This window comes from Bacillus sp. JS, assembly GCF_000259365.1.
Lineage (GTDB): Bacteria > Bacillota > Bacilli > Bacillales > Bacillaceae > Bacillus > Bacillus stercoris.
Window position 1 is genome coordinate 2,467,264 of record NC_017743.1, and the last position, 23,547, is coordinate 2,490,810.

General features: G+C 41.9%; 26 protein-coding genes, 1 tRNA gene and 1 pseudogene. 6 read left to right on the top strand and 22 right to left on the bottom strand.

What is annotated here, in order from left to right; translation table 11 throughout:
• Positions 1 to 45: 45 nt before the first annotated feature.
• Positions 46 to 999 (bottom strand): magnesium transporter CorA, encoded by a 954-nt coding sequence (gene corA / locus MY9_RS12465; RefSeq protein ID WP_014664598.1) that lies wholly within the window; start codon positions 997 to 999, stop codon positions 46 to 48.
• Positions 1,000 to 1,141: 142 nt separating this feature from the next.
• Between corA and MY9_RS12470 the strand changes: the two genes are divergently transcribed.
• Complete coding sequence (locus MY9_RS12470; RefSeq protein WP_040083766.1) at positions 1,142 to 2,470, top strand: hemolysin family protein; 1,329 nt, start codon at positions 1,142 to 1,144, stop codon at positions 2,468 to 2,470.
• A gap of 49 nt (positions 2,471 to 2,519) precedes the next feature.
• On the opposite strand, the gene rsbRD is transcribed toward MY9_RS12470, so the two are convergent.
• On the bottom strand, positions 2,520 to 3,356 hold the full coding sequence (gene rsbRD / locus MY9_RS12475; RefSeq protein ID WP_014664600.1) for an RsbT co-antagonist protein RsbRD: 837 nt from the start codon (positions 3,354 to 3,356) through the stop codon (positions 2,520 to 2,522).
• 84 nt (positions 3,357 to 3,440) lie between these two features.
• Between rsbRD and MY9_RS12480 the strand changes: the two genes are divergently transcribed.
• Positions 3,441 to 3,511 (top strand) — tRNA-Gln (locus tag MY9_RS12480).
• Between the two features lie 66 nt (positions 3,512 to 3,577).
• Here MY9_RS12480 and mgsR read toward each other — a convergent pair.
• Positions 3,578 to 3,958 (bottom strand): transcriptional regulator MgsR, encoded by a 381-nt coding sequence (mgsR, locus tag MY9_RS12485; protein ID WP_014664601.1) that lies wholly within the window; start codon positions 3,956 to 3,958, stop codon positions 3,578 to 3,580.
• A 232-nt stretch (positions 3,959 to 4,190) separates the two neighbouring features.
• On the opposite strand from mgsR, the gene MY9_RS12490 reads away from it, so the two are divergent.
• Positions 4,191 to 4,436: a DUF2626 domain-containing protein gene (locus MY9_RS12490; protein WP_003226300.1), complete on the top strand. Its 246-nt coding sequence runs from the start codon at positions 4,191 to 4,193 to the stop codon at positions 4,434 to 4,436.
• Positions 4,437 to 4,475: 39 nt separating this feature from the next.
• Here the strand turns inward: MY9_RS12490 and MY9_RS12495 are convergent, their stop codons facing one another.
• Positions 4,476 to 5,111, bottom strand: coding sequence for an MBL fold metallo-hydrolase (locus MY9_RS12495; RefSeq protein ID WP_014480263.1), 636 nt, complete (start codon positions 5,109 to 5,111; stop codon positions 4,476 to 4,478).
• Positions 5,112 to 5,267: 156 nt separating this feature from the next.
• Between MY9_RS12495 and MY9_RS12500 the strand changes: the two genes are divergently transcribed.
• Positions 5,268 to 5,441, top strand: a complete 174-nt coding sequence (locus tag MY9_RS12500; RefSeq protein ID WP_003230141.1) for a DUF2759 domain-containing protein — start codon at positions 5,268 to 5,270, stop codon at positions 5,439 to 5,441.
• Positions 5,442 to 5,472: 31 nt separating this feature from the next.
• On the opposite strand, the gene MY9_RS12505 is transcribed toward MY9_RS12500, so the two are convergent.
• From MY9_RS12505 to MY9_RS12560, 12 genes and pseudogenes are all read right to left on the bottom strand, one after another.
• Complete coding sequence (locus MY9_RS12505) at positions 5,473 to 5,787, bottom strand: MTH1187 family thiamine-binding protein (protein ID WP_014664603.1); 315 nt, start codon at positions 5,785 to 5,787, stop codon at positions 5,473 to 5,475.
• 2 nt (positions 5,788 to 5,789) lie between these two features.
• Positions 5,790 to 6,845, bottom strand: coding sequence for a hypothetical protein (locus tag MY9_RS12510; protein ID WP_014664604.1), 1,056 nt, complete (start codon positions 6,843 to 6,845; stop codon positions 5,790 to 5,792).
• Positions 6,846 to 6,912: 67 nt separating this feature from the next.
• A complete protein-coding gene (locus tag MY9_RS12515) occupies positions 6,913 to 8,043 on the bottom strand; it encodes a M14 family metallopeptidase (RefSeq protein ID WP_081483629.1) in 1,131 nt (376 codons plus the stop codon).
• Positions 8,044 to 8,125: 82 nt separating this feature from the next.
• Positions 8,126 to 10,042 carry an LTA synthase family protein gene (locus tag MY9_RS12520; protein ID WP_014664606.1) on the bottom strand — a complete coding sequence of 639 codons (1,917 nt, stop codon included), beginning with the start codon at positions 10,040 to 10,042 and terminating at the stop codon, positions 8,126 to 8,128.
• A 116-nt stretch (positions 10,043 to 10,158) separates the two neighbouring features.
• Positions 10,159 to 11,124, bottom strand: coding sequence for a glucose kinase GlcK (glcK, locus tag MY9_RS12525; RefSeq protein ID WP_014664607.1), 966 nt, complete (start codon positions 11,122 to 11,124; stop codon positions 10,159 to 10,161).
• Between the two features lie 10 nt (positions 11,125 to 11,134).
• Positions 11,135 to 11,351: pseudogene (locus tag MY9_RS12530) on the bottom strand (YqgQ family protein).
• A 111-nt stretch (positions 11,352 to 11,462) separates the two neighbouring features.
• Positions 11,463 to 12,974: a rhomboid protease YqgP gene (gene yqgP / locus MY9_RS12535; RefSeq protein WP_014664609.1), complete on the bottom strand. Its 1,512-nt coding sequence runs from the start codon at positions 12,972 to 12,974 to the stop codon at positions 11,463 to 11,465.
• An 89-nt stretch (positions 12,975 to 13,063) separates the two neighbouring features.
• Positions 13,064 to 13,237: a hypothetical protein gene (locus MY9_RS12540; RefSeq protein ID WP_003230126.1), complete on the bottom strand. Its 174-nt coding sequence runs from the start codon at positions 13,235 to 13,237 to the stop codon at positions 13,064 to 13,066.
• Positions 13,238 to 13,303: 66 nt separating this feature from the next.
• Positions 13,304 to 13,867: a 5-formyltetrahydrofolate cyclo-ligase gene (locus MY9_RS12545; RefSeq protein ID WP_014664610.1), complete on the bottom strand. Its 564-nt coding sequence runs from the start codon at positions 13,865 to 13,867 to the stop codon at positions 13,304 to 13,306.
• Positions 13,868 to 13,951: 84 nt separating this feature from the next.
• Positions 13,952 to 14,101 carry a 50S ribosomal protein L33 gene (gene rpmG / locus MY9_RS12550; RefSeq protein WP_003153056.1) on the bottom strand — a complete coding sequence of 50 codons (150 nt, stop codon included), beginning with the start codon at positions 14,099 to 14,101 and terminating at the stop codon, positions 13,952 to 13,954.
• A gap of 83 nt (positions 14,102 to 14,184) precedes the next feature.
• Complete coding sequence (locus MY9_RS12555; protein ID WP_014664611.1) at positions 14,185 to 15,264, bottom strand: glycosyltransferase family 4 protein; 1,080 nt, start codon at positions 15,262 to 15,264, stop codon at positions 14,185 to 14,187.
• Entirely contained in the window at positions 15,261 to 15,731 is a 471-nt protein-coding gene (locus MY9_RS12560) for a hypothetical protein (protein WP_014664612.1), read from the bottom strand. Before MY9_RS12560 ends, MY9_RS12555 begins: the two co-directional genes overlap by 4 nt.
• Positions 15,732 to 15,910: 179 nt before the next feature.
• Here MY9_RS12560 and MY9_RS12565 point away from each other — a divergent pair, with 179 nt between their 5' ends.
• Positions 15,911 to 16,264, top strand: a complete 354-nt coding sequence (locus tag MY9_RS12565; protein ID WP_014477348.1) for a hypothetical protein — start codon at positions 15,911 to 15,913, stop codon at positions 16,262 to 16,264.
• Positions 16,261 to 16,725: an endolytic transglycosylase MltG gene (locus MY9_RS12570; RefSeq protein ID WP_014664615.1), complete on the top strand. Its 465-nt coding sequence runs from the start codon at positions 16,261 to 16,263 to the stop codon at positions 16,723 to 16,725. The genes MY9_RS12565 and MY9_RS12570 overlap by 4 nt, the downstream gene beginning before the upstream one ends.
• A gap of 30 nt (positions 16,726 to 16,755) precedes the next feature.
• Here the strand turns inward: MY9_RS12570 and pstB (MY9_RS12575) are convergent, their stop codons facing one another.
• From pstB (MY9_RS12575) to pbpA, 6 genes are all read right to left on the bottom strand, one after another.
• On the bottom strand, positions 16,756 to 17,538 hold the full coding sequence (gene pstB, locus MY9_RS12575) for a phosphate ABC transporter ATP-binding protein PstB (RefSeq protein ID WP_014664616.1): 783 nt from the start codon (positions 17,536 to 17,538) through the stop codon (positions 16,756 to 16,758).
• Positions 17,539 to 17,548: 10 nt separating this feature from the next.
• A complete protein-coding gene (pstB, locus tag MY9_RS12580) occupies positions 17,549 to 18,358 on the bottom strand; it encodes a phosphate ABC transporter ATP-binding protein PstB (protein WP_014664617.1) in 810 nt (269 codons plus the stop codon).
• Between the two features lie 20 nt (positions 18,359 to 18,378).
• Positions 18,379 to 19,263 carry a phosphate ABC transporter permease PstA gene (gene pstA, locus MY9_RS12585; RefSeq protein WP_014664618.1) on the bottom strand — a complete coding sequence of 295 codons (885 nt, stop codon included), beginning with the start codon at positions 19,261 to 19,263 and terminating at the stop codon, positions 18,379 to 18,381.
• On the bottom strand, positions 19,263 to 20,192 hold the full coding sequence (pstC, locus tag MY9_RS12590) for a phosphate ABC transporter permease subunit PstC (RefSeq protein WP_014664619.1): 930 nt from the start codon (positions 20,190 to 20,192) through the stop codon (positions 19,263 to 19,265). Before pstC ends, pstA begins: the two co-directional genes overlap by 1 nt.
• A 67-nt stretch (positions 20,193 to 20,259) precedes the next feature.
• Entirely contained in the window at positions 20,260 to 21,162 is a 903-nt protein-coding gene (locus MY9_RS12595; protein ID WP_014664620.1) for a phosphate ABC transporter substrate-binding protein, read from the bottom strand.
• Positions 21,163 to 21,316: 154 nt separating this feature from the next.
• Positions 21,317 to 23,467, bottom strand: a complete 2,151-nt coding sequence (gene pbpA, locus MY9_RS12600) for a penicillin-binding protein 2A (protein ID WP_014664621.1) — start codon at positions 23,465 to 23,467, stop codon at positions 21,317 to 21,319.
• Positions 23,468 to 23,547: the final 80 nt, after the last annotated feature.

Below are 23,547 nucleotides of genomic sequence, written 5' to 3' on the forward strand. Positions count from 1 at the left end.
CGTGTTCTATTTATTCTTTATCCGCTGCACAAAATATGAAACATCTTATAAGGTCCGCCTTTTTCGAGATTTCCTTTTCTTCTTCCGCTCCTGCAGCATATCTCCCGTCCAGCCTTTTTTCCTCAAATATAGGTAGATCAGAACCGTAGATGTGACAATCAATAAGAGAGAAAAGAGGTATCCATATTTCCAATTCAGCTCGGGCATTACTGAAAAGTTCATTCCCCATAAGGCGCCCAGAGCTGTAATCGGCGTAAATAGCGTCGTGAAAATGGTCAATGCTTTTACAATTTCATTCCCCCTGTGTGAGGTAATGACTTCCTCTGAATGCAGCAGATTGTTCAGCTCCCCTTCAAATTCGCTGATGTATGTAAATCCTCTGTCAATTTTCTGGTGTGTCCGCTGATAATCCTTTTTCCCTTCATCTTGAGGTAAAAAGGTTTCTTTCAATGCCATTTCAATTTTTTTGGCGCTTAATATTAAATTTTTCCAAATCATCAGTTCATGGCGCAGGAGATGGACACGGTTTAAAATGCTTTTGCTATTGTCGTCTTTAATTTGCCATCGCAACTTTCTCAGCTTTACTTCAAATTCATCGACACCGATTAAATACGCATTCATTAGTTCGCCGAGAAGAATTAAAAACCCCTCTATCGCATTGTCCGCTCTTTCCATTTGCCGGACAACTTCTTTTCCTTTAATCTCTCTCAAAATCGCAAAGTCAAAGTTGATTGTAAAAAAATATTGTCTGGTGATATAAAAGTGAAAAACAGTATGGTCTTTTTCTTCACCAAGCCCCTGATCATAAACAATCGACCCAAATACCGCTTCATTGTCCGTTTCAGTTGTATCTACTCGCAAAAAATTAACGTGATGGTTATTTTCAAACCACTTTTCACACTGAGGCCAGTGAGAAAAGTGAATGAGATCCCTTGCCTTACTTCTTTCCTGAGGCCCCATTTGGTACCAAAACCAATCTTTTCCCTTATGTGCCTTCATGTCAAGCTCCTCCAAACTTTTGTTCTTTATACTTTAATTGCCCAATAACGGCGTCACTAAACCATTGTGCGGCTCTGACACATGTTTTATGAGCATTTTCAGGTGGTATGGAATGGAGAAAGACATCGGAAAAGGGAGGTGCATGCCTTCCTTGGAGAAGGCAGTTGTTTTGGAATTTGTCAATTTACTAGCAGTCGCTATTCTCATTTTGTTAACAGGATTTTTTGTCGCCATAGAATTTTCAATTGTAAAAGTGCGGCGATCCAGAATTGATCAGCTTGTCGCAAAAGGAAAGAAAGGTGCTAAAGCGGCAAAGCATGTCATCACTCACCTTGATGAATATTTATCAGCCTGTCAGCTGGGCATCACAGTCGCAGCTTTAGGATTGGGATGGCTTGGAGAGCCGACGGTGCAAACTCTGCTTCGGCCGCTTTTTCATAAAGCAGGCTTAAATGAATCGCTTACACACCTACTTTCACTCGTCATCGCGTTTTTAGCGGTTACGTATTTAAATGTCGTGATCGGGGAGCTGGCGCCAAAGAGTTTCGCCATTCAAAAGGCAGAGAGCATTACCTTATTGTTCGCTAAACCGCTTATTTGGTTTTATAAGATCATGTTTCCATTCATTTGGCTGCTGAACCACTCTGCCCGATTGATTACAGGAGTGTTCGGACTGAAACCGGCATCAGAGCATGAACTGGCATATACAGAAGAAGAGCTGCGGGTCCTATTGGCTGAAAGCTATAAAAGCGGTGAGATCAGAAAAAGTGAATTAAAGTACATGAATAATATCTTCACCTTTGATAAACGAATGGCAAAGGAAATTATGGTGCCGCGAAATGAAATGGTCAGTTTATCACTAGATGAAGGCTCCATTTCAAATCTTCAGGAAACAGTCAAGCAAACAAAATATACGCGGTATCCAGTTGTAAGAGAGGATAAAGATAACGTCATTGGCGTGATTAATATGAAAGAAGTGTTGTTTTCCATGCTGACGAAAGATTTTTCACTCAAAAAGCATCAAATTGAACCTTTCGTTCAGCCGGTTATCCATGTCATTGAGACGATTCCTATTTATAAACTACTGCTGAAAATGCAAAAGGAACGCACTCATATGGCGATCCTAATAGATGAATACGGCGGGACTTCCGGTTTGGTCACTGTCGAGGATATTATCGAAGAAATTGTAGGAGAAATCCGTGATGAATTTGATGCGGATGAAGTGCCTCATATACGCGAACTTGGAAAGGATCACTATTTATTAAATGCAAAATTATTAATCACCGACGTCAACAGCCTGCTTGGTACAGATTTATCAGACGCGGAAGTAGACACCTTGGGCGGCTGGTTTCTGACACAAAACATAGACGCTGAGCCTGAAAGTGTCATCGAATATGACGGCTACTCTTTTAAGGTAAAAGACATCGACAGCCATCACATTTTATTTATAGAAGTAAAAAAAGCTGAATAGCCTGAGAAAGGCTGTTCAGCTTCTACTTTCAGAATGAATGGCAAAAGCATCAACACTCTTTTATTTTAAATCCTTTATTGGCCAGAGCTTTAGCAAGACTTTGCTCGGTTTTCACATTCGAAAAATCCAGACCCAGCTTCACGACAGTTTGGGCAATTTCCGGCCTGATTCCTGAAATAATCGTCTCAATCCCGAGCAATTTGGTGCTGTCAATCACTTTAAAAATTTGATAGGCCACCATGGTATCAACGATAGGAACGCCAGAAATATCTAAAAATAAATACGAGAGCTTTAACGCTGAGCACTGCTCCAGCACCGACTCCAAAATCGTCCTCGCTCTGTAGGTATCAATTTCACCGACAAGCGGAAGAATCCCTATTCCCTCAGTGATCGGCATAATCGGCGCACTCAATTCATTAATCATTTCTTTTTGCGCGTTTAATTGTATTATGGTCACCTGATGATATTCCTCCGTAAACACTTCGATGATCCTATCAATGTTTTGATTCAAGATCCGGCTCCATTCATAAAAATCCTGAATGCTGATTTCTTGAGAAGAAGCTTCGCTGAATTTTTGAATCCATTCAAACATAATGTGCCTGAAGGCGTTAAACTGGCCGACACTTTCTGTTACCGTCACTTCATGAACGGCACGGTCTCTGGCGCATTGAAGAGACCATCGATTGAGCTCCTCCGTTACGTCTTCTTTTCCAAGGGATTTTGCTACGATGGTCACCAATAATTCATGTTGGTCTTTTAACTTTTGTGCTAGTTTTTGCTGATCTTTCGCCGAATACAGCCAGCTGCCTTTTGACGTACAAACTTCCAGCCATTGTTGCGTGATATCTTCTTTGTGCTCTGTTAAGTGCTGATCAAGAGCTGCCATCTTAATGAGTTACCTCCTGTATTTGAAAATTATGCTTTATATGTATAACGCATCTGCCTTTACACATACTATGTTTACATTCAATGGGCTATAGCCAAGCGGTAAGGCAATGGACTTTGACTCCGTGATCGTTGGTTCGAATCCAGCTAGCCCAGTTTCTGAACAGGTGAAAAACCGAAGATAAGCTGATTCGTATAAATCAGCGGATCTTCGGTTTTTCATCATGCAGATTGATGAACCGTTTTCTTCTTTGATAATTTCAACAGTTCTCCCGGATTGTAACCGATCACCAGCTTTTTGTTATCCACTAGAATTGGGCGTCGCAAAAGCTTTGGCTTCTCGATTAAAAGTTCCAGCACCTCATTTACCGTCATTTCTTCGATGTTTAAATTTAAATTTTTGAAGGTCTGGCTTCGTGTCGCTAAAATTTCATCAATGCCTTCTGTCGTTAACGATAAGATGTACTTTAATTCATCTATTGTTGGGGTTTCTCTGAATAAGTGCCGTTCGTTAAATTCAATTTGATGTGCTTTAAGCCAATGTTTTGTTTTTCGGCATGACGTGCAGCTTGGGTATGAGTAAAAAGTTAATTGTTGTTCCATTGTTTATTTTCCTCCTCAGTTAACCATCTCTTTGTAGAATAACTACCCGGATCATTTTTCATTTAAACCATTTACAGAAATTTTTTCGGATTATTTTTTAAAAAATATTCATACATTAGAGAACGCATCAAAAGGACAAATTCCATATGTATATTAATCATGAAAATGTTTACATTTCTAGGTGTGATCTATTATAATAACAGTCAGAGGGACTCTCGGGAGGGGATAAAAAATGAATCGCATGTTCCGGGTGTTAGGATTTTGGACGGGAATTTTTGCAGTCATGTTTTATTTAGGTGATATGAAAGATGCTTCCCTTTTATTTTTTGGACAGACGATTTTATTTGTGTTCCTATCGTATTTGAACTTAACTGAACGCATGTATATTTATATTTTTGGCGCTTATTTAACGATTTTCTTCGCCGGCTTTACATATTACTCGATTTTTATTATGGTGCCCGGCGGCGGAGGCCATTAAATGCAAAAAGAGACAAACCTTATCGGTTTGTCTCTTTTTTTACAATGAAAACCCATTTAAAAACGGATTTTGATCCTGCTCAGTCAGTACGTCTGTTTCAGGTCCATGGCCGCTTAACACCAGCGTATGTTCCGGCAGCGTAAGCAGTTTTTCATGAATGGATGTCAGCAGCGTCTCTTGATCGCCGCCTATTAAATCCGTACGCCCTATACCGCCTTGAAACAGAACATCTCCTGAGATCACCAAGTCTGCGTCTTTCACATAGTAAGACACACTGCCTGGTGAATGTCCCGGCGTAAATAATGTTTCCAAATGAAACGGCCCGATATTCAACTCACCGTCGCCTTCAATCAGATGATCTGCAGGCTTAGCTGTAACTTCTATCCCTCGCAGCATGCCGGAGCCGTTTAGAGAGGCATCCGTAAGCCAATTTTTTTCATTTTGATGTAAGTAAACAGGAATATCCCATTTTTCTCTCACTTCATCAAGCGCCCCAATGTGGTCAAAATGGGCATGTGTAAGCAAAATGGCTAAAGGCGTCAGCCCTTTTTCTTTTATGTATTGATTGATTTTATGTCCCTCGCCGCCCGGATCAAAAATCAGGCATTGATCATCACTGATGAGAAAATATGCGTTCGCTTGAATCGGCCCTACTGGCATTCGTCTCCATTTCACTATTATCACCTCTTTCTTTTTTATGCTCTTATTATGAGGGTTTTTTAAAAAAGATTCAAACAATCGCAATGAAAACGCTATCGACAAACCTATAAAAAACAGGTAGAATAAAACTGGAAAGAATTGCAGGTTTTTCAATGTAAAGGGGGCTGTGTTATGTTACTTGTCGTGATTTTCGGCCTTGTCGCTCTTTTCGCTTTATGGGGAGTCTTGCGTTCTGTTAGAAATAAAAATATACTCGGGTTTTTATTAGCCGGCGCCACCTTATTTGTCTTTGGCTGGTTTACCGTGATGACCGTCATAAACAGCGGCTATCCAACCGCACATTAAAACCTGTATCCGATAGGATACAGGTTTATTTTTATGGCTGTAAATGTTTATTGACACTTTCTATTTTGCTCTCAAGCGTCGTTTTTTTGTCACGTCTGTCATCAATGCGGATATTCGTTGCCACTCTGTGCAATCCTTTTTGAAATGGCGCTTCGTGAATGGCCTGAATGACTGTGAAAAGGTCACTGAGTTCACCTTCAATCAGCGTATTCATCGGTGTCAGCTGATATTTGATTTTCCCTTCAGCTTGATATCCTTCTAAAATCTTTTGCACATCGGCCACGTAAGCACTGACACTGGGTGTTTCCGTACCGATTGGGATAATGGTCACATCTGCGATAGCCATCGTTACTCCATCTCCTTTTGATCAATAATGAGTTGCTTCGTTTTATGTGATTTCAATAAAATGATTTGCTCAAAATGAAAGCCGTATAACGCATATTTCCCGTTCGGAGATATTTGAATCGGCTCCATTTCCCGCAGAGAGACAAGATCTTTTGTCTCACCCGATGCCACATTGATTGCAGCAAGCTTATAAGCATCACCGCTTTGTTTGAACGTATAAAACAGGCCTCCCGCTTCATCATAGTCATACTCCATTGGAGCCAAACTTGTATATTTCGTTTGGAGCGGCCATTTCACTGTAACAGGTGATTTTGTATGCGGCGTTTCAAACTGATACGTCCCTTTCTCTCCGGAAGCTGACTTCACAGTAAAACTCATTTGATGGAAAGAATCGAAGAACAGAACGTTATCCTCAAGCTTTTGCTCCGTCTTAGAGACTGTATTAAACGTATATAAAGGCCCTGTTTTTTCGTCTCTTCCCTCTTTTACATAATCAAATGTATTTTTGGATGTCCAATGAATGAACGGAACCTGTACCGGACTTAAGAAAGACTCGTCTTTTTTAGCATTCACCTGATATGTATGGAAATCCCAGTTCTCACTGAATTCCGTCACCATTATTTGATAAGGATCATACTGATTCCAAGCAGCCTCCAGTTCATATGTTTCGTAATCTTTTTCGTAAAGCGTCTCTCCGTCTGCATTAAGCAAAACCACTGCTGTCTTTTGGCTATGTGTGATTTGCAGCAGAATCATCTGCTCCCTCGCATTAATTTGAACATCAACGATTTGACCATCCGTTTGATAGAGCTTTTTCGCTTTGCCTGTAAAGATGCGGTACGCAAAAAGCTCTGTTTTCGTCGGATTAGACGCAGTATATAAAATGGTGCTGTTATTCAGCCAGCCTTCCGCCCCGTCCGCTTTTTCCGCGGAAAGCGGTATGATATCTTTTTCCTCATCTTTTGCCGCTGATGCCTGTTTTTGCTGCTGATGAGATGGTTCGCATGCCGATAAACTAAAGAGCAATGCCGACAGCAGAATGAAACAAACTGATCTCATCAGCCTTCCCCTCCGATCCTCTTTATTGTCTCATATTTGCTTCGGCAGAAAAAAGAAAAAGTTTTAGTTACTCATAAAAAAATAACGCTCTCCACAAGATGCCGTTTGTGGCGTTATAAATATGTGAAAACTGCTGAAACGGCAAAGGATTTCGGCCTTTTCCAAGTTCCACCGTGTACCCTTCTTTAAAATAGTGGTGAATAAACCAATCGCGAAATCCCGCGTAGCTGTCTATATCCCTTACTCCCTTATAAATGTTCCCGCTTATCTCCTCAAAATCCTTTATAACAGCGGCAGATTCTTCAGGCTCAAGGCCTTTATAGCCCCAATAAATTTCTTCCCCTTGAGTATGGAGAGCCAGCAGTCTGTCAGGCGGATTCTCCGTTATCAGCCGGTACATCGCAATGGATTCCGGCTCTGTAAGCGGAGAGATTCCCGGAAAATCGCGGTAGCTGGGTGCTGTCGGTTTTCGGTATTTTTCAATTTCCCATAACGAAGGGAATTGTTTATTTAAATCAACCCCGTTTATGTTCGCCTTCCATTCATTAAAATTCGGACGATGCTCATTTAGCCTCTCGAGCTCATCTCTTCTGGCTCCCATAACTTCTGATCCGTTTAAGACAAGATCAACGCCATCCGGATTGACAAGAGGAACGAGGGATAAGGATGTACTGCTAAACAGCTGTATGGGAGAAAAGCCGAAGAAGGGCGAGTTGCGGCATAATGACATACAGTATTCCTTAAACCATTTTAGCAGGACAGACGTAGTAATCCACTCATTCGCATGAAATGATGCATTCATATGGACCTTTTTTACAGTATGCTCCCCACCAGCCTTCAGCTCCCAGATAGGCCTTCCGAGTACAGAACGGCCAATTTCCCTGCATGAGACAAACGGAAACACATCAATGATCTTCTTTAGTTCCTTTTCAACAGCTGAATCATCGTAGATTTTCTCTTGTTCAATCCATTTATCAGAAAAGTCCAGCTGCCGAGGCTGTAAAAAACGCTTTATGTCCTGTATGGTTTGAAGCTCCTTGCCACTATGCTCTTCTATCACATAACCAGGGCAATACAATTGGTGTTCCTGTGCGGTACGATTTGCACGTCTAAGCAATTCCTCGTCTATCTTCAGCTCTCTCGCCACTCTGGACAAATTGTTCTTGATCTCAGGCTTCACCGTAATAAACGCCATCATCATCCCCCTTTTTTGTTACTATATGACAGCGCACTTAAAAAAAGAAAGCCTCCCGCTCACTTTGATGCGGGAGACATTATGATTACGATGCTTGATCAAGCATTTGTTTTTCTTTCCGTTTTGACGAATTGTCCAGCCTTTTCTGATCATAAAATCGCAACAAATCTCCATAAATGATTTCATCAGAAAGTGATAGCTCTTGTTTCGCTTTATCAGCAAATGCTTCACATTGTTGTGTCTCTTCTAACGGTTTTCCCGTCTCTTTGTCATAACACGCACCGTCTGTATATACAACCTGATCCGTGATAAAGCTCCCGTCCCGGAGCACCGTAAAGTCCAGTTTTTCGTCCGAAAGCAGATCGTTGCCGAATTGAATTTGATCTTTCGTATCAATTCCTAAAAGATTCATCAGCGTCGGCCTGATATCAATCTGCCCGCCTACTGTTTCTATGGTTTGCGGCTTTTTATCGGTAATACCCGGAATATGAATGACAAGCGGCACTTTTTGGAGCTGCACCTCTTCAAATGGGGTTATTTCTTTTCCTAAAAACTGCCCCATTGCTTCATTATGGTTTTCCGATATACCATAATGGTCACCGTATAATACAATAACAGAGTTGTCGTATAACCCGTCTTCCTTCAGCTTTTCGATAAACCGTTTCAGCGCCTCATCCTGATAACGCACTGTCGGAAAATACTTATTTAGCGTCTGGCTGCTTGAATCATATTCATCAATCAGTTGATCCTCTTCATCAAGATCAAATGGGAAGTGGTTCGTCAGTGTGATCAGCCTTGAGTAAAACGGCTGAGGCAGATTTTTCATCAGCTCTGAAGACTGCTCAAAAAATTCTTTATCCTTTAGTCCCCAGCCGACTGAATTTTCGTCCGTAACATCATACGAGTTACTATCAAAAAACGAATCATATCCAAATGAGTCGTACATTAAATCACGATTCCAAAAGCTTTTATTATTAGCGTGAAGCACCGCTGAATAATATCCGCTGTTTTTCAAAATTTCAGGAGCTGCCATATATTGATTGCCCGCATTCGTAAAAAACACGGCACCTCGTCCAAGCGGATACAGTGAATTGTCCACGATAAATTCAGAATCCGAGGTTTTCCCCTGGCCTGTTTGGTGGTAAACATTATTAAAGTTGTAGCTCTGTTTTATAAAGTCATTCAGAAAAGGCGTGATTTCTTCTCCATTCACTTTTTCATTAATCACGAAGCTTTGCGTTGACTCTAAGGATACGAGAATGACATTCCTTCCTTTTGCAGCGCCGAATAACCTTTTGTTGGCATCTTTCGCATTAGCGGTTACATAGTTTTCAATTTCCGTCAGGCTGTTGCTATCTGCCAACGCTCTCTGTGCGGATTGCTTTGACTGAAGAACACCGTCGTAAATATGAAAATTAAACAGGCTAATGTTTTTAACAAGCATTTCTCTGTCAAATGAGCGTGTCAACAGCTGAGGTCTTTCCGCCTCAGACAAGCCCAGATTGAAGAAATAAACAGAAGCAACGAACAAAAAATAAGCCGCCCGTTCATTTTTCGTAGAGGGAATGTCCGATTGAAAAGCTTTTTGCCGGATGTGAAGCCATATTAAAACCGCAATATCTACACCCAATAGGAGGTCTGTCGGTTCAAGAAGTGTTCCGATGCTGCTTCCGAGATCACCCATATTGCTCGTTTGAAAAAGAACAGGGATTGTTAAGAAATCATTGTAAAAACGGTAAAAAACCATATTAGCCAGCAATACAAACGTGACAAGACAGCTCATCGCGATAATGTAACGATTTCTGTTTTTGCCTTTTAAAAACAGGCTGAGGCCAAAAATAAGCAACAAAAAACTCAATGGGTTGATAAACAGAATAAATTCCTGTGTTAGATTGTCGATTTTAATATGAAAACTGGTTTTGTAAACAGCATACGTTTTCAGCCACATCAATAAAATGGCAATCAGCATAAATGAAATCTTCGAAAAAAATGTTTTTCGCATTTCAACCTCCTATGCAGCACGCTCAAAAAAATCAGTCAATTCCCAACATTCTCATTAACACATCAAATTAAATCTTAACCTGAGCACAACAAAAAATCAATTTCATTTACACAATTTTAACAATTTTGGTGTTTTAGCCATTCGTTTTTAGCGATCCAAGCGCCTCCAATAACGCCGGCATCATTTCCAAGCGCTGCGATTGAAATATCAGCAGCTTGGGCTGCCCGCGGAAACGCGCATTTGCGGAATGTTTTCTCTACTTTTGATCTCAGCAGCTCTCCGGCTCTCGATACGCCGCCGCCAAGAACGATTTTTGACGGATTAAGCGAGCTTGCCAAATTTCCGAGCACCAAACCAAGGTGCTTGGCTACATAATCAACCACCTCAAGGGCAATTTCGTCATTTTCACCAGCCGCTTCAAACACATCCCGCGCTGACAATTGTTCAGTTGCTTTTAAACGTGTCGTCTGCTTAGCATTCGCTATTTTTTCTTTTGCAATTCTTACAATTCCTGTTGCCGATGCAATGGTTTCGATACAGCCCGTCTTGCCGCAGTTGCAAGGCGCTCCGCCTTCAGGGATGCTGCAAATATGGCCGATTTCTCCGCCTGCGCCATTTATGCCATGTACAATTTCACCATTTGCAATAATGCCGCCTCCAACTCCTGTGCCAAGCGTCACGAGAATGACGTCCTTTGCGCCATCACCCGCTCCTTTCCACATTTCCCCAAGCGCAGCAATATTCGCGTCATTTTCTATCACTGCTGGGATGCCGGTCTCTGTCTCCAAATGGTTTTTTAAAGCGTAATTTTTCCATCCTAGATTTACGGTTTCATACACAACTCCTGCCGCCATATCTACAGGACCTGGTGCGCCCATTCCGATGTATTTAATGAGGTGCTTCGGTTTTTGCAGCTCATCCAGCTTGCTGTCGATTGTTTTTGCAATTGTAACGGTAATGGTGTCGCCGGTTTTATCAGTCGGGACTTCCCATTTATGCTGAATTTCACCATATTGATTAATAAAAGCGAGTTTAATCGTCGTTCCTCCCAGGTCAATGCCCGCAAACCAAATCTCATCCATTTTTATCACCTTAGCCTTTATAAAAATCTCTTAACGTTTTTTGTTTGTTCCAATTCTTTTCGAAGGACAGCTGCCGCTCTGGCCCACTGCTCCTTTTCAATCATGTGGTTCATGTATAATTCCTTTAATTCATCTAACATAAACTCAATTTCAAGCTCTCTGTCTCCAAAATAAACAATGTGGCCAAACGTTTTTAACAGCTGCTGCACATCATAAAATGTATTCATTTTTTCTCACCATTTCTTGATCTTAACTTAACATAAGCGTATTCATATGGAAGCGGTCCGTCAAGAAGAAAACGCTGACAAAAAAGCCTGCCCCCTTACCCTATTCCGCCTTTATGATTCTTTATTGTTTTCAATTTGCTGCTGAAGCTCTTTGTAGCGCTTCTCCTTCGGCTTCAGTTTTACAGCCGTTCGGATGGCCTTTTCTGCTTGGCCAAGCTCATTTTTTTCCACATACAATACGGCTAAATAGTAATATGAAGCATGGTCTTTAGGTTCTTTTTTCACTGCTCGTTCCAAAAGGGAAATCGCCTGATCATATTCGCCGAGTTGAATATCAGAAACCGCCAGGATTTTCAACAGATCGGCAGAGGCACCTTTTTGCTCTGCTTCTCCGTTTAGCAATTCCGTTACTTCTTCATACTTTCCTTCCTGATAAAGCTCGCTTGCCTGCTGAAACAGCGCTGACTCCTGGTGGGAAGGCGAATGCAATCCGTAATATAAAAATCCAGCCGCCAAAGCAATCAGTAAAACCGCTGACAACAATCTTTTTCCCAAGGCTCCGGCTTTGGGCAGCCCGAGTGCTGCAGCGGCGAAAAAGCCGCCAATCAAGCCGCCAATATGTCCCGAATTATCAATATTCGAAACCGCAAAACCAAAGCCCAGATTGATGATAATAATGACAATAATATTGGTTCCTATAGTTCTCAAAAACATTTTCCGATTTGACAAAGCTACATACAGCAGTGCGCCTAAGCATCCGAATATGGCTCCTGATGCGCCTGCTGAAGGATACGGGCTGAACACAAAGCTCGCAATCGATCCCGTAATGCCAGCCGCCAGATAAATCAGCAGAAACCTGCCCGATCCATACATGCGCTCAACCGCTGTACCAACCGACCATAAAGCCAGCGTATTAAAAGCTAAATGCGCTATGCCAATGTGAAGCACGATCGGTGTCAGAAGACGCCACCATTCTCCTTGTGCAATCAGGCTGTTTTCCTTTGCTCCAAAAGCGACCAGCGTCTCCGTATTTGTGCTGCCCCCGTTTATTTCGAGCACGAAAAACATTAGGACCTGAAGCGCAATAAATAAATATGTAAAAATGGGTTTTCCGTTTTGAAAAACCGCCGCTTCAGTTTTTCTCTGTTCTTCTTGTTTCAGCACTAACGAAAGGAAGCGTTCCCTTGCCATTTGCGTGTCTTCAAACGAAACGTGTTCTTCTGTACGAAATGATGGAAAAACCGCTTGAAGATCATCTCGAAGCATCGATCCTCTAACGACCACAGACTCAACTGACACAGTTCCCTTCTCAAAAGGTTGTTTGGAAATTTCTTGCCAGTCATCAACAGGGGCTTCAGTTGAAAAAAACACATTCAGCAGCTTCATCCTTCGTCTGCCCAATTGATTTCTGACTCTTTCTACTCGTTCGGCCTGCTCTTCGATGTCTCTAACCATTTCTTGACGGAAATCAAGATCGTGCTTATAAAGACGAACTAGATCATAAGAGGACTTGTCCGGCGCTTCAAGCCATATTTCATCTGACTCGCCGGCTTGTATAACACCATACCCGCTTTTCACCAGGTGCGTTGCCACTTTCCAATATGTATACTCCAGCAAAAACATATTTACCGCTCCAATAGTTTTTTTTCATTATAACAGCTGGCGGTCCGAAACGCCTACTGAAAGCAAAAAATCCCGTTTTTCACGGGATTTTAGAAAGCTTGCTGTATAAACTTATTGCGGATAAACGGAATTCTTAAAAACAAATGGATAAAAGACCGCCTGATTCCTGGCTGGCTGAGTACAGTATTCATAAGACGGTAGCGATTTTGGTAAAACATGACGGCAGAAACAGCAAAAATGGCATAAATCAAAAGTTTTTTCATGATATCCCTCCTGCCAATAGGGTTTGTTATTCTACCTGATTTATTCTTGGAAAAGAGGCAGGAAAGTTATGAATAACAAGAAATGATGCGATCCTCTGTTATCAGCTTATGTACCGGCATGTCATGCGGCAGACGGGGTACGTGCGCAAACAGCTGACACTCGAAAAGCAGAGAGACTGACTTTCCTTGATATTTACTTAAAAAACGATCATAATAACCGCCTCCAAAGCCGATCCTAAACCCGTTAACATCAAAACAAACACCTGGAACGATCACCAAGTCAATTTGTGATTGGTTTACTTCTTTTGTTTTTTCAATTATCGGCTCAAGGAGTCCGGCGTAAACGGTTTCGAGCTGATCATCAGTCTGATATGCGCGAAATTGCATTTTCTTCGTGTCCGGATGGCATTTGGGGATGCAAACTTGCTTTCCTTCCTCCCAAGCCTGCTCAATGACAGGACGCGTCGGTATCTCTAGTCCTCTGGAAATGGTGACGGCGATGGTGCTGGCATTTTGCCAGTCCGGCAGAGAAAACAAATCCTTATACATACGTTCCGTTTTTTGAAGCAGATCTTCATTTGGTAAAGCAGACAGTGCCGCCATCGTCTGTTTTCTTAATTTTGATTTCATCTCTCATCCCCCTCGGAATAGAAAAAAAGCCAGAACCTTTTTCAAAGCTCTGGCTTTTTTCTTACACCTAAAACAGCAAAGCTGTTATTTTGTTTCACGGTGTAACGTAGATTTTTTATCACGTGGGCAATATTTTTTAAATTCAACGCGGTCTGGATTGTTGCGTTTGTTCTTTTTAGAAATATAGTTACGCTCACCACATTCAGTGCAAGCCAAAGTAATATTAACGCGCATTATTTTCCCTCCAAACTAAAATCATTTACTTATTCAGACTTATATATAATACCACTATAATGGACGGAATGCTAGGCTGTTTTTCAATGAATTGCTGAATTATTGATGATACGCTCATAAAGCTGCACATATGATGCCGTAATGAGTCGGGGGTGGTGGAGCTTAAACACTTGTTGTCTGCCAGCTTCTTTTATCCGGCGGGCTTTTTCCCGGTCTTTTAAAAAACGGTCCAGCAGATCAGCCGCTTCCTGTACTTGCGTAAAATCAGCGATGATTGCCGTTTTGTCATGAACGGCATAATCACAAAAACCACCCGACTGAGAAACGACAGTCAGCACACCTTGTTCCATGCTTTCCTGTGCGGCAAGCCCAAACGGTTCATAAGAACTAGGGAAAACTGCCATTTCACAGTGAGACAGTAACGTTCTAATGTCTTTTCCATTCAGGAACGGCAGGAACATGACACGATCCTCTAGGTTCAATGCCGCAGCCAATTTCTCATAGGAGGACAGAGACGGACCTTCCCCAGCCAGCACTAGATAGAGGTCAGGCTGCCGCTGCTTCAAGATGGCAAACACCTTTAACAGCTGAGAAAATCCTTTTTCCGGAACGAACCTTCCATATGAAAAGAGGAATCTTCTATTTATGCTTCTTGGGATTTTCCCCTTCTCTTCCTCCATAGATGCAGGGCTCGGAATAACGGTTGTTTTTTTATGTGCTGCCTTATTAAGAGACCGCTTCATAAATGTGCTTAATACGATCAAAGCATCGGCAGACTCTATAAGGAGCTGTTCGGTCTTGAGCCTGTATGGGTGTGGGACTTCTCGGCACACCTTCTTCCTTTCGCTTTCAAGACCGTGGATTGTCGCAGCAAGCGGAAGGCCAAGCCGTTGTTTCAAATACTGGGCGGCAGGGACTGTTGTGTCATCATGCGCATGAATCAGATCAAAGCGTTCATTGCCGGATAACACCTGGCGAACCATTGTAAAGTTGGCATCGGCTATGTAATCTTCAAACTTCGCATATGAAGACAACTGCCCTCTCGGAGTACAAACCGTCATGTTGATATGAGGATTTAAATAGGAAATGAGACGGTTTAAATAGACACCGAGCCCGCTTTTCGGGCCATCGGGATGTTCGAGTGAAAGCATGAGAATGTTCACCGTTCTTTTTCTCCTTCTCCATAACAGGTGTATGCAGAAAATTGCGCCTCCCACCTGGTGTGTGCCTCCTCAATCTGAAAGCTGTTTATATGACGAATCCCATTTTCTTCAAGATAGATGTCGTCTGTGCAGGCAAGCTCGAGAGAGACATTCATGGAGTTAACCATTCTGTATTCAGCCCGATATACAGCATCACCAGCCGCCTGTCCAATCGTCCATTCCCCTTTATCATACGGTGTGCGTTTAGTCCTGACAGCTTCGTTATCTTTTCTTTTGATGACAATGCGCAATTCTTTCATCATATCCTGCGTTTTTTCGAAAAGGACCGCTTCAGCCAGCCGCATTGTTTCTTCTGAGATTTCCCAGCATACGGTCAAGGTGTGAGCGTTTTGAATGTTCATGTCGAATGTGTCCCTAAAAAAAGAAAGCTTATGTCGTATATTATAGGGAAATGGGTGTTTATCCATGGACTCCTGACATTCTCCTTTCCTATCGTTCACTTAGTGATCCTATTAAACCATTACATAGAGAAGAAGCAAAGAAAGATTTCTCGACAAAATCTCGTTTTTTTCGCGAATTCCTTTAGAAACTATTGGTTTTATGGTATAAAAAAGAAGGATAAAAAAAGAATAGAAGGTGATGAAACGTGGAAATTGCTATTATTGCGTTGTTTATCGTCAGTATAGCGCTAATTGCATTCTCATATTCTCAAAGAGACCCGATGAAAGATGTAGAACAAGAGCTCGAAACTCTGCAGCTTTCTGCGATGCAGGAAATTTACAAGCTCAAAAAGAAAATGACCGTGCTTGAGGAAGAATTACTGGAAACAAACCTTGTCATCCGCAAATCAAAGCAGAGTGACATCAATCAAAAAATCGCTAAACAAATACTTTCTAAATATAATAACGGCATGTCCGCTGAAGCGATTGCTAAAGCTGAGCATGTATCAGTTGAAGACGTAAATACGATTATCAAAGATAACGAGAAGGTGCTCGTATGACAAAACGAGGCATTCAGGCATTTGCTGGCGGCATCATTTTAGCGACAGCCGTTCTTGCAGCTGTTTTTTATCTGACTGACGAAGACCAGGCCGCTGCTGTAAAAGAAAATAAAACAGTAACCGAACAAGACGTGAACAATTACCTTGATTCTAAAAAAATGGTTTCTGTGAATCGCGATGAATATCAAAAACTTCTCGATTCAAAAGAGAAATCCTTGACCAATAACAGCGGATCAGACACGAAAACAGACAAGGTCAAAACGTACAAACTGAAAATTAAAGACGGCATGAGCACTGCAGATGTATCTGCTCTTCTTGAAAAAGAAGGCATTATCTCCTCGGCTCAAGACTTTAATGACTATGTCATTGATGCCGGCTATCACAAAGAAATCCGTGCCGGCGAGTTTAAAGTAAAATCAGATATGAGCTTTAAAAAGCTCGTAAAAACGTTAACACGATAAAAAACAGGCTGAAGACTCAGCCTGTTTTTTTCAACCAAACTTTCCTGTAATGTAATCGAGGGTTCTTTGGTCCTGCGGGTTAGAGAACATTTTATTCGTATTGTCGCATTCAACAAGCTCGCCCATATAGAAAAAGGCGGTTTGATCAGAAACCCTTGCTGCCTGCTGCATGTTATGCGTGACAATGACAATCGTATATTTATTTTTCAGCTCAAGAATGAGTTCTTCAATTTTTCTTGTTGAGATTGGATCTAATGCAGATGTCGGTTCATCCATCAGCAAAATATCTGGATTGGTCGCAAGTGCCCTGGCGATACAAAGACGCTGCTGCTGGCCGCCTGACAAGGAAAGAGCGGACGTATGCAATCGATCCTTCACCTCATCCCATAGCGCCACGTCTTTCAATGATTTTTCCACAATTTCTTGAAGCTTCTTTTTATTTTTGGTGCCGTGGACTCTCGGTCCGTAAGCTACATTATCAAAAATAGATTGGGGAAACGGGTTCCCTTTTTGGAATACCATACCGATATTTTTTCGCAAATCCACGATATCCACTTTATCTTTTAAAATGTTGCTGCCATTATAATTCAGCTCACCTGCAAGCTTTACATTCGGCGTCATTTGAATCATTAAATTCAATGTTTTGATAAAGGTCGATTTCCCGCATCCCGATGGCCCGATAATCGCCGTGACCTCGTTTTCATGTATGCTCAAATTGATATTTTTTAAAGCATGATGCTGTCCATACCATAAGTTCATTCCATTGACTTGATAGACTTCCTGTTTCATTACAGCTTCGATAGCAATGCTCATTGCCGCCCTCCTATCCGAATTTCCCGTTAATATAATCCTCTGTCTTTTGCTGTTTCGGACTCGTGAAGATCTGTTCAGTCTGTCCGTATTCTACAAGCTCGCCATTTAAAAAGAATGCCGTCCGATCAGAAACCCGCAGAGCCTGCTGCATATTGTGTGTGACTATAATAATCGAGTATTCTCTTTTCAATTCTGTTATTAATTCCTCTATTTTTGCATTTGAAATCGGATCAAGCGCTGAAGCTGGTTCATCAAGCAGAAGAACAGCCGGCTTCATCGCAAGCGTTCTCGCAATGCACAAACGCTGCTGCTGGCCGCCGGATAACGAGAGTGCGGATGAATGTAAACGATCCTTCACCTCATCCCAGAGCGCTGCTTTTGTTAAACTCTCTTCCACAATTTGATCTAAGGCCGCTTTATTACGCTCTCCGGCATATTTCAATGCATGTGTGATATTTGCATAGATCGATTTCGGAAAAGGATTTGGTTTTTGAAAAACCATTCCGATTTCTCTTCTCAAGCTGACGACGTTAATATTGCCGCCCAATATGTTTAATCCTTCATAAAGGATTTCACCTTCAGCTCTTGCAGAAGGAATTAAATCATTCATTCGGTTAATATTTCTCAAAAAAGTAGATTTTCCGCATCCTGACGGCCCAATTAAAGCAGTCACCGCATTCTTTTCAATATCCATGTTCACATGATGAACCGCTTGTTTATTTCCGTAAAAAATAGACAGGTCTTTGACCTCAAGCACGTGGTTCTGCTTCGGAACAATAACAGCTCGCTCAGGTTTTTCTTTTACCATTTGTTCAGACATGTTTTTCGCCTCTTTCCGTACTAATTTGCCGTAAGCTTTTTGTAGATCATCGTGCCAAGCCATCTCGCTGCGAGATTAAACACAAGAACAGAAATCACCAGCACAGCAGAACCACCATTGGCAATCGCTTCAGCATCCGGAATCATTCCTTGCGTATTTACGTTCCAAATGTGGACCGCAAGTGTTTCAGCGGGCCTGAAAATATTAAGCGGCGATGTTTCCGAAAACGGATTCCACTCCGTAAAATTAAGACGCGGTGTTGTCAGGCCGGCTGTAAATAATAATGCTGCCGCTTCTCCGAACACTCTTCCTGACGCTAAAATGGCTCCAGTAATGATAGAAGGGATCGCACTTGGAATTAAAACGGTTTTTACGGTATGCCAGCGTGATACACCTAAAGCGAGAGAGGCTTCCTTCAGGTCCTTAGGGACTGAACGAATCGCGTCTTCTGTCACACGCACCATGACGGGAAGGTTAAAAACAGTTAACGCAAGCGCTCCGCCTATGATCGTATATCCCCAGCCTGTTAAATTGACAAACATCAATAATCCAAACATTCCAATGACAATAGACGGGAGAGATGAGAGCACCTCGATACATGTTCTGATAAAATCAGTCACTTTATTATTAGGCGCATACTCAGCCATGAACACTCCGCCTCCCACACCGAGCGGGATTGTAATCAGCATCGTAATCAATAAAATATAAAAGGAGTTAAACAGCTGGTCGCGTATGCCTCCTCCGGCTGCAATGGCGCTCGATTTTGTCGTAATAAAATGAAAACTGAGCTGAGAAACACCGTTTATAATAATATAGGAAAACAAACCTACTAAAATGGCAGCGATAATGGCTGCACACAAACCAAACATTCCGGTCGCCAGTTTATCTGTTATTTTGCGGTTCATTACACTTTCCTCCTAGATGACAAGTAGCGAATAAGCAGGATGAACAAGAATGACATCGCCAGAAGCACAAGCCCCATTGACCACAGCGTATTGTTTTCAACACTTCCATATGTGGTGTGGCCCATATTCAGCGTGATGATTGTTGTCAGCGTTCCCGCAGTGTCAAACAGACTTTCCGGCAATACTCTTGTATTTCCTATGACCATCTGAACAGCCAAAGCTTCACCGAACGCCCGAGCCATGCCTAACACAACAGCTGTCATTAATGTTGGAAAAGCCGCAGGCACAAGTACTTTTCTGATCGTCTGCCATCTCGTCGCACCAAGCGCGTAAGAACCCTCTCTTAAACTCTTCGGAAGAGAAGCCATTGCGTCAGCAGAAATTGATGTAATGGTCGGCAGAATCATGACGGAAAGGACAATCGTTCCCGCCAATAAACTGTGCCCTGTCCCGCTCGATTTGAACTGGGCGATAAACGGCACCAATACTGTAAGACCTATGAATCCATAAACAACAGATGGAATGCCGACTAAAAGCTCAATCACAGGCTGCAGCACTTTTTTCCCCCAATTCGGGGCAATTTCTGTCATGAAAATCGCTCCTGCAATGCCAAGCGGAGCAGCGATCAGAGCAGAAAGAATCGTTACTGCAAACGAGCCAAAAATAAATGGCAGCACTCCGTATTTCGGATCACTATCTGTAGGATTCCAATTTAAGCTCGTTAAGAATTCAATTGGGCTTACACCATTTACAAGAAAAGATTGCAGCCCCTTAATGCCGAGGAAAATGGTGATCGCCACAGATGCCGCAATCATAATGAGCGCACATGCTGTCACCATCATTCTTCCACGCACTTCATCCAATTGCCGATTTTGCCTCGAGCTGATTAAACGCTCGCTCACAGACATATTTTCTCTATTGTTTATCATTTTTTACACTCCTATGAATGTGTTAAGAGGAGAAACGGTTGTCCCCGCACTCCTCTTTTTATTAAGATCAGCTTTGCTTCCCTTTGGCATCACGTGTCACTTTCATATCAGTAACCGGAATGTAGCCTTGGTCAGTAACAATGCTTTTTTGAATGTCTTCACTCTTTAGATAATCGAGAAACGCTTTAGCTAAACCTGTCGCTTCACCTTTTGTATAAGAATGCTGATAAGCCCAGATTGGATACTCGCCAGTTGCTACATTTTTCGCTTCAGGCTTAACTCCATCAATAGATAGCGCAGTTACTTTGTCATCTGTTAAATATGAGAATGCAAGATATCCAATCGCTCCCGGAGTATCAGCAATGATCTTTTTCACTGTGTTGGAGGAATCTTCAGTAATGCCTTCTGCAGGTTCTGCTCCATCAAGCGCATACTTCACAAATGTAGCACGTGTGCCAGAAGAATCAGGACGGTTTACAAGTGTAATCTTTTGGTCTTTGCCGCCAAGCTCTTTCCAGTTTTTGATTTTGCCAGTGAAGATTTTTTTCAATTCATCTTTTGAAATATCCTTCACACCAGCATTAGGGTTTACAGCTGCTGCCATACCAACTACTGCGACTTGATGATCGACAAGCGCTTTTGCATCGATGCCTTCTTTTTCTTCAGCAAAAACGTCTGAATTCCCGATTTGAACAGCTCCTTCAGAGACTTGAGAAAGCCCTGTTCCAGAACCGCCAGCTTGTACCTGTATATCAGCATCAGGGTTTTCTTCCATAAATTTTTCCGCGGCTGCAAGTACTAGCGGCTGCATAGCCGATGAACCAGAAATGGTTAAAGAACCTGATGCCTTTTCTTCTCCTTTTGCAGAATCGCTATTCGATTTTTCACTTTCTCCTGCATTTCCGCATGCAGCTGCAATCATCATAAAAGCAGCCATCAGAAGCATAAGCACCAATTTGTTTTTTTTCATTTCCTGAATTCCCCCTGCGTATAATGTGTAATTTGTCCTACACGTATAGAGTAAAGGTTCTATGTAAAAAGGGTTTGAATCGAATGTTAAGGTTTTGTAAATCAATGCGTTTTTTTGTATAAAAAAAACGCCCACATTATGTGAGCGTTTCTTTTTAGTTATCAGAAGACGTTGTGTTTTCTGCATTTTCTTCGATTTTGTTTTTATTCTTTTGTTGCGTATCTTCTTTGTCCTGCTTCGATTTCAGCTCAAAATATTTATCCATTACTTCCCTGCCGATTTCGTTTGTAATGGTATATTTAGCGCTGTAATCAATATAAGCCCAAGGGACTACTACAGAGATCGCAATCTCAGGATTATCAGCTGGTGCATAGGCAACAAGTGTCGTATTATAAGTCGCTGTTCCTGTTTTTGATTTATCAGGTCCATCATAGAACGATTGTGCTGTTCCTGTTTTACCGGCAGGCTGATAGGACGCTGAAGCAAATTGGCTGGCAGCTGTCCCTTTTGTCATCACCCGTCTGAATCCGGCCTGCACCTCTTTAATATATTCACTCTTCATGTCGATTTTATTCAGCACTTCCGGCTGAACGGATTGTACGACAGCACCGATCCCTCTTTTAGCATCAGGTTCTCTGACTTCCTTTACAAGCTGAGGCTTTAAGCGATATCCGCCGTTTGCAATCGTTGATACGTATTGCGCGAGTTCCAGCGGTGTATACGTGTCGTATTGGCCGATCGCATAGTCAAGCAAGAATCCCGTCAATCTGTCTGTTCCTTTATAGCCTGTCATTTCATTCGGAAGATCAATTCCAGTTTTGACACCTAATCCAAATTGACTGAAATAATTACGGAACGTATCAAAGGCCGTTGTATCAATCGGTAAAGCCTGGTGCGGTTTATATTCACCTTTTCCGAGCGCAATCGCAGTTTTAAACATAAATACGTTGGAAGACTGCTCTAAGGCTCTTTGAATATTGACCGGTCCTAAGTTAGTCCATGATTTTTTACCATTTTTATCCTGTCCGATATACAATGGTTCATCCTGAAAAACTGTATTTAGATTGATGGCTCCGGTTTGAAGGCCTGTCAAGACTGTTGCGCCTTTGACTGCTGAACCCATGGCGTAAGATGACGTCATTGTACCTAAAGCATAATCATCAATTTTATATTTCCCATTTTCTTGTTTAATCTGCTTGCCCGCCATTGAAAGCACTTCACCGTTTCTTGGGTCCATCATCACAACGAATGCCCGGTCTAACAATTGAGTGCTTGGTCTTGCTTTAGCAGATTTGAGGTTCTTCTCAATGATTTTTTCCACTTCTTTTTGCAAATCAATGTCAATCGTAAGTACGAGATCTTTACCGGCTTTGCCTTCAGATACCGTTTTTGTTCCCGTGACATTGCCGTTTGAATCTGTGATATTTTCGACTTTGGCTTTTTGGCCCTGCAGAAGGCTTTCGTATTGGTATTCCAAATAGCTTTTTCCGACCCTGTCATTACGGCTGTAGCCAAGCGACAGATAATGGTCGAGCAAGTTGGACGGCAATCCTTCATTAGAGCTGGAAACACTTCCGAGCACTGAGCGAAGAAGGTTTTTATACGGATATTCACGTTCCCAATCGGAGGTGACATCAACACCCGGCAGTTCGTCTAAATGTTCACTTACCACTGCCATTTCCTTCGCTGATACATCTTCGTTTTTGATATATTGAGGGGTCAATGCATAGCCAGAATCCATCTGTCTTTTGATAGCGAGGATCTGCATATCTTTATCCGTCAATTCATTCAGCTGCTTATCAGTAATCCGTTTTAGCTGAAGCTGGTATAAATCGTCATCGGATATTTTTTTGTCTTCAACCTGCTGTCTTTCTTTAGAGCTAATCAGCTTTTTTGCTTCTTTCGGTCTAGTCAAAATCCAATAATCTTTTTTATCCCGTTCTGTTACTTTTTTTGTATCGACTTTGATCATGTCAGACAGCTTTTTTGCGATCTTTAAGCGCTGTTCTTGCGTGGTCGATTTAGATCTTGTGTATGTGATTGCATTTAAAGCCTTGTTTGTCACAATGGCATTAAAGTTTCGATCATAAATTTTCCCGCGCGGCACCGCTGAGCTGACTTCACTTTGTTCCTGCTTATTCGCTTGATTTTTGTAATCATCGCCTTGCACGATCTGCTTAATGCCCAATTCCACAATGATCCAGGTGAATATAACAAAGGCAGCTAAAAATAAAATATTCAGCCGGATCGGAAGCGACTTCTTTTTCTCTTTATGATTTTGTTTTTTTGGTTTATTTCTCCTCATAACATCACCTTTTTCTATTTACAGAAAGAAAAGACACTCAGTAAGAGTGCCAGTTTTCATTTTAAAGGTTTTTTCGACTT

What these genes read in the sequence shown, in the direction of transcription:
- corA (WP_014664598.1), bottom strand. Translation starts at nt 999, where the DNA reads ATGAAGGCACATAAGGGAAAAGATTGGTTTTGGTACCAAATGGGGCCT.
- MY9_RS12470 (WP_040083766.1), top strand. Translation starts at nt 1,142, where the DNA reads ATGCCTTCCTTGGAGAAGGCAGTTGTTTTGGAATTTGTCAATTTACTA.
- rsbRD (WP_014664600.1), bottom strand. Translation starts at nt 3,356, where the DNA reads ATGGCAGCTCTTGATCAGCACTTAACAGAGCACAAAGAAGATATCACG.
- mgsR (WP_014664601.1), bottom strand. Translation starts at nt 3,958, where the DNA reads ATGGAACAACAATTAACTTTTTACTCATACCCAAGCTGCACGTCATGC.
- MY9_RS12490 (WP_003226300.1), top strand. Translation starts at nt 4,191, where the DNA reads ATGAATCGCATGTTCCGGGTGTTAGGATTTTGGACGGGAATTTTTGCA.
- MY9_RS12500 (WP_003230141.1), top strand. Translation starts at nt 5,268, where the DNA reads ATGTTACTTGTCGTGATTTTCGGCCTTGTCGCTCTTTTCGCTTTATGG.
- MY9_RS12505 (WP_014664603.1), bottom strand. Translation starts at nt 5,787, where the DNA reads ATGGCTATCGCAGATGTGACCATTATCCCAATCGGTACGGAAACACCC.
- MY9_RS12510 (WP_014664604.1), bottom strand. Translation starts at nt 6,845, where the DNA reads ATGAGATCAGTTTGTTTCATTCTGCTGTCGGCATTGCTCTTTAGTTTA.
- MY9_RS12515 (WP_081483629.1), bottom strand. Translation starts at nt 8,043, where the DNA reads ATGATGGCGTTTATTACGGTGAAGCCTGAGATCAAGAACAATTTGTCC.
- MY9_RS12520 (WP_014664606.1), bottom strand. Translation starts at nt 10,042, where the DNA reads ATGCGAAAAACATTTTTTTCGAAGATTTCATTTATGCTGATTGCCATT.
- glcK (WP_014664607.1), bottom strand. Translation starts at nt 11,124, where the DNA reads ATGGATGAGATTTGGTTTGCGGGCATTGACCTGGGAGGAACGACGATT.
- yqgP (WP_014664609.1), bottom strand. Translation starts at nt 12,974, where the DNA reads ATGTTTTTGCTGGAGTATACATATTGGAAAGTGGCAACGCACCTGGTG.
- MY9_RS12540 (WP_003230126.1), bottom strand. Translation starts at nt 13,237, where the DNA reads ATGAAAAAACTTTTGATTTATGCCATTTTTGCTGTTTCTGCCGTCATG.
- MY9_RS12545 (WP_014664610.1), bottom strand. Translation starts at nt 13,867, where the DNA reads ATGAAATCAAAATTAAGAAAACAGACGATGGCGGCACTGTCTGCTTTA.
- rpmG (WP_003153056.1), bottom strand. Translation starts at nt 14,101, where the DNA reads ATGCGCGTTAATATTACTTTGGCTTGCACTGAATGTGGTGAGCGTAAC.
- MY9_RS12560 (WP_014664612.1), bottom strand. Translation starts at nt 15,731, where the DNA reads ATGGATAAACACCCATTTCCCTATAATATACGACATAAGCTTTCTTTT.
- MY9_RS12570 (WP_014664615.1), top strand. Translation starts at nt 16,261, where the DNA reads ATGACAAAACGAGGCATTCAGGCATTTGCTGGCGGCATCATTTTAGCG.
- pstB (WP_014664616.1), bottom strand. Translation starts at nt 17,538, where the DNA reads ATGAGCATTGCTATCGAAGCTGTAATGAAACAGGAAGTCTATCAAGTC.
- pstB (WP_014664617.1), bottom strand. Translation starts at nt 18,358, where the DNA reads ATGTCTGAACAAATGGTAAAAGAAAAACCTGAGCGAGCTGTTATTGTT.
- pstA (WP_014664618.1), bottom strand. Translation starts at nt 19,263, where the DNA reads ATGAACCGCAAAATAACAGATAAACTGGCGACCGGAATGTTTGGTTTG.
- pstC (WP_014664619.1), bottom strand. Translation starts at nt 20,192, where the DNA reads ATGATAAACAATAGAGAAAATATGTCTGTGAGCGAGCGTTTAATCAGC.
- MY9_RS12595 (WP_014664620.1), bottom strand. Translation starts at nt 21,162, where the DNA reads ATGAAAAAAAACAAATTGGTGCTTATGCTTCTGATGGCTGCTTTTATG.
- pbpA (WP_014664621.1), bottom strand. Translation starts at nt 23,467, where the DNA reads ATGAGGAGAAATAAACCAAAAAAACAAAATCATAAAGAGAAAAAGAAG.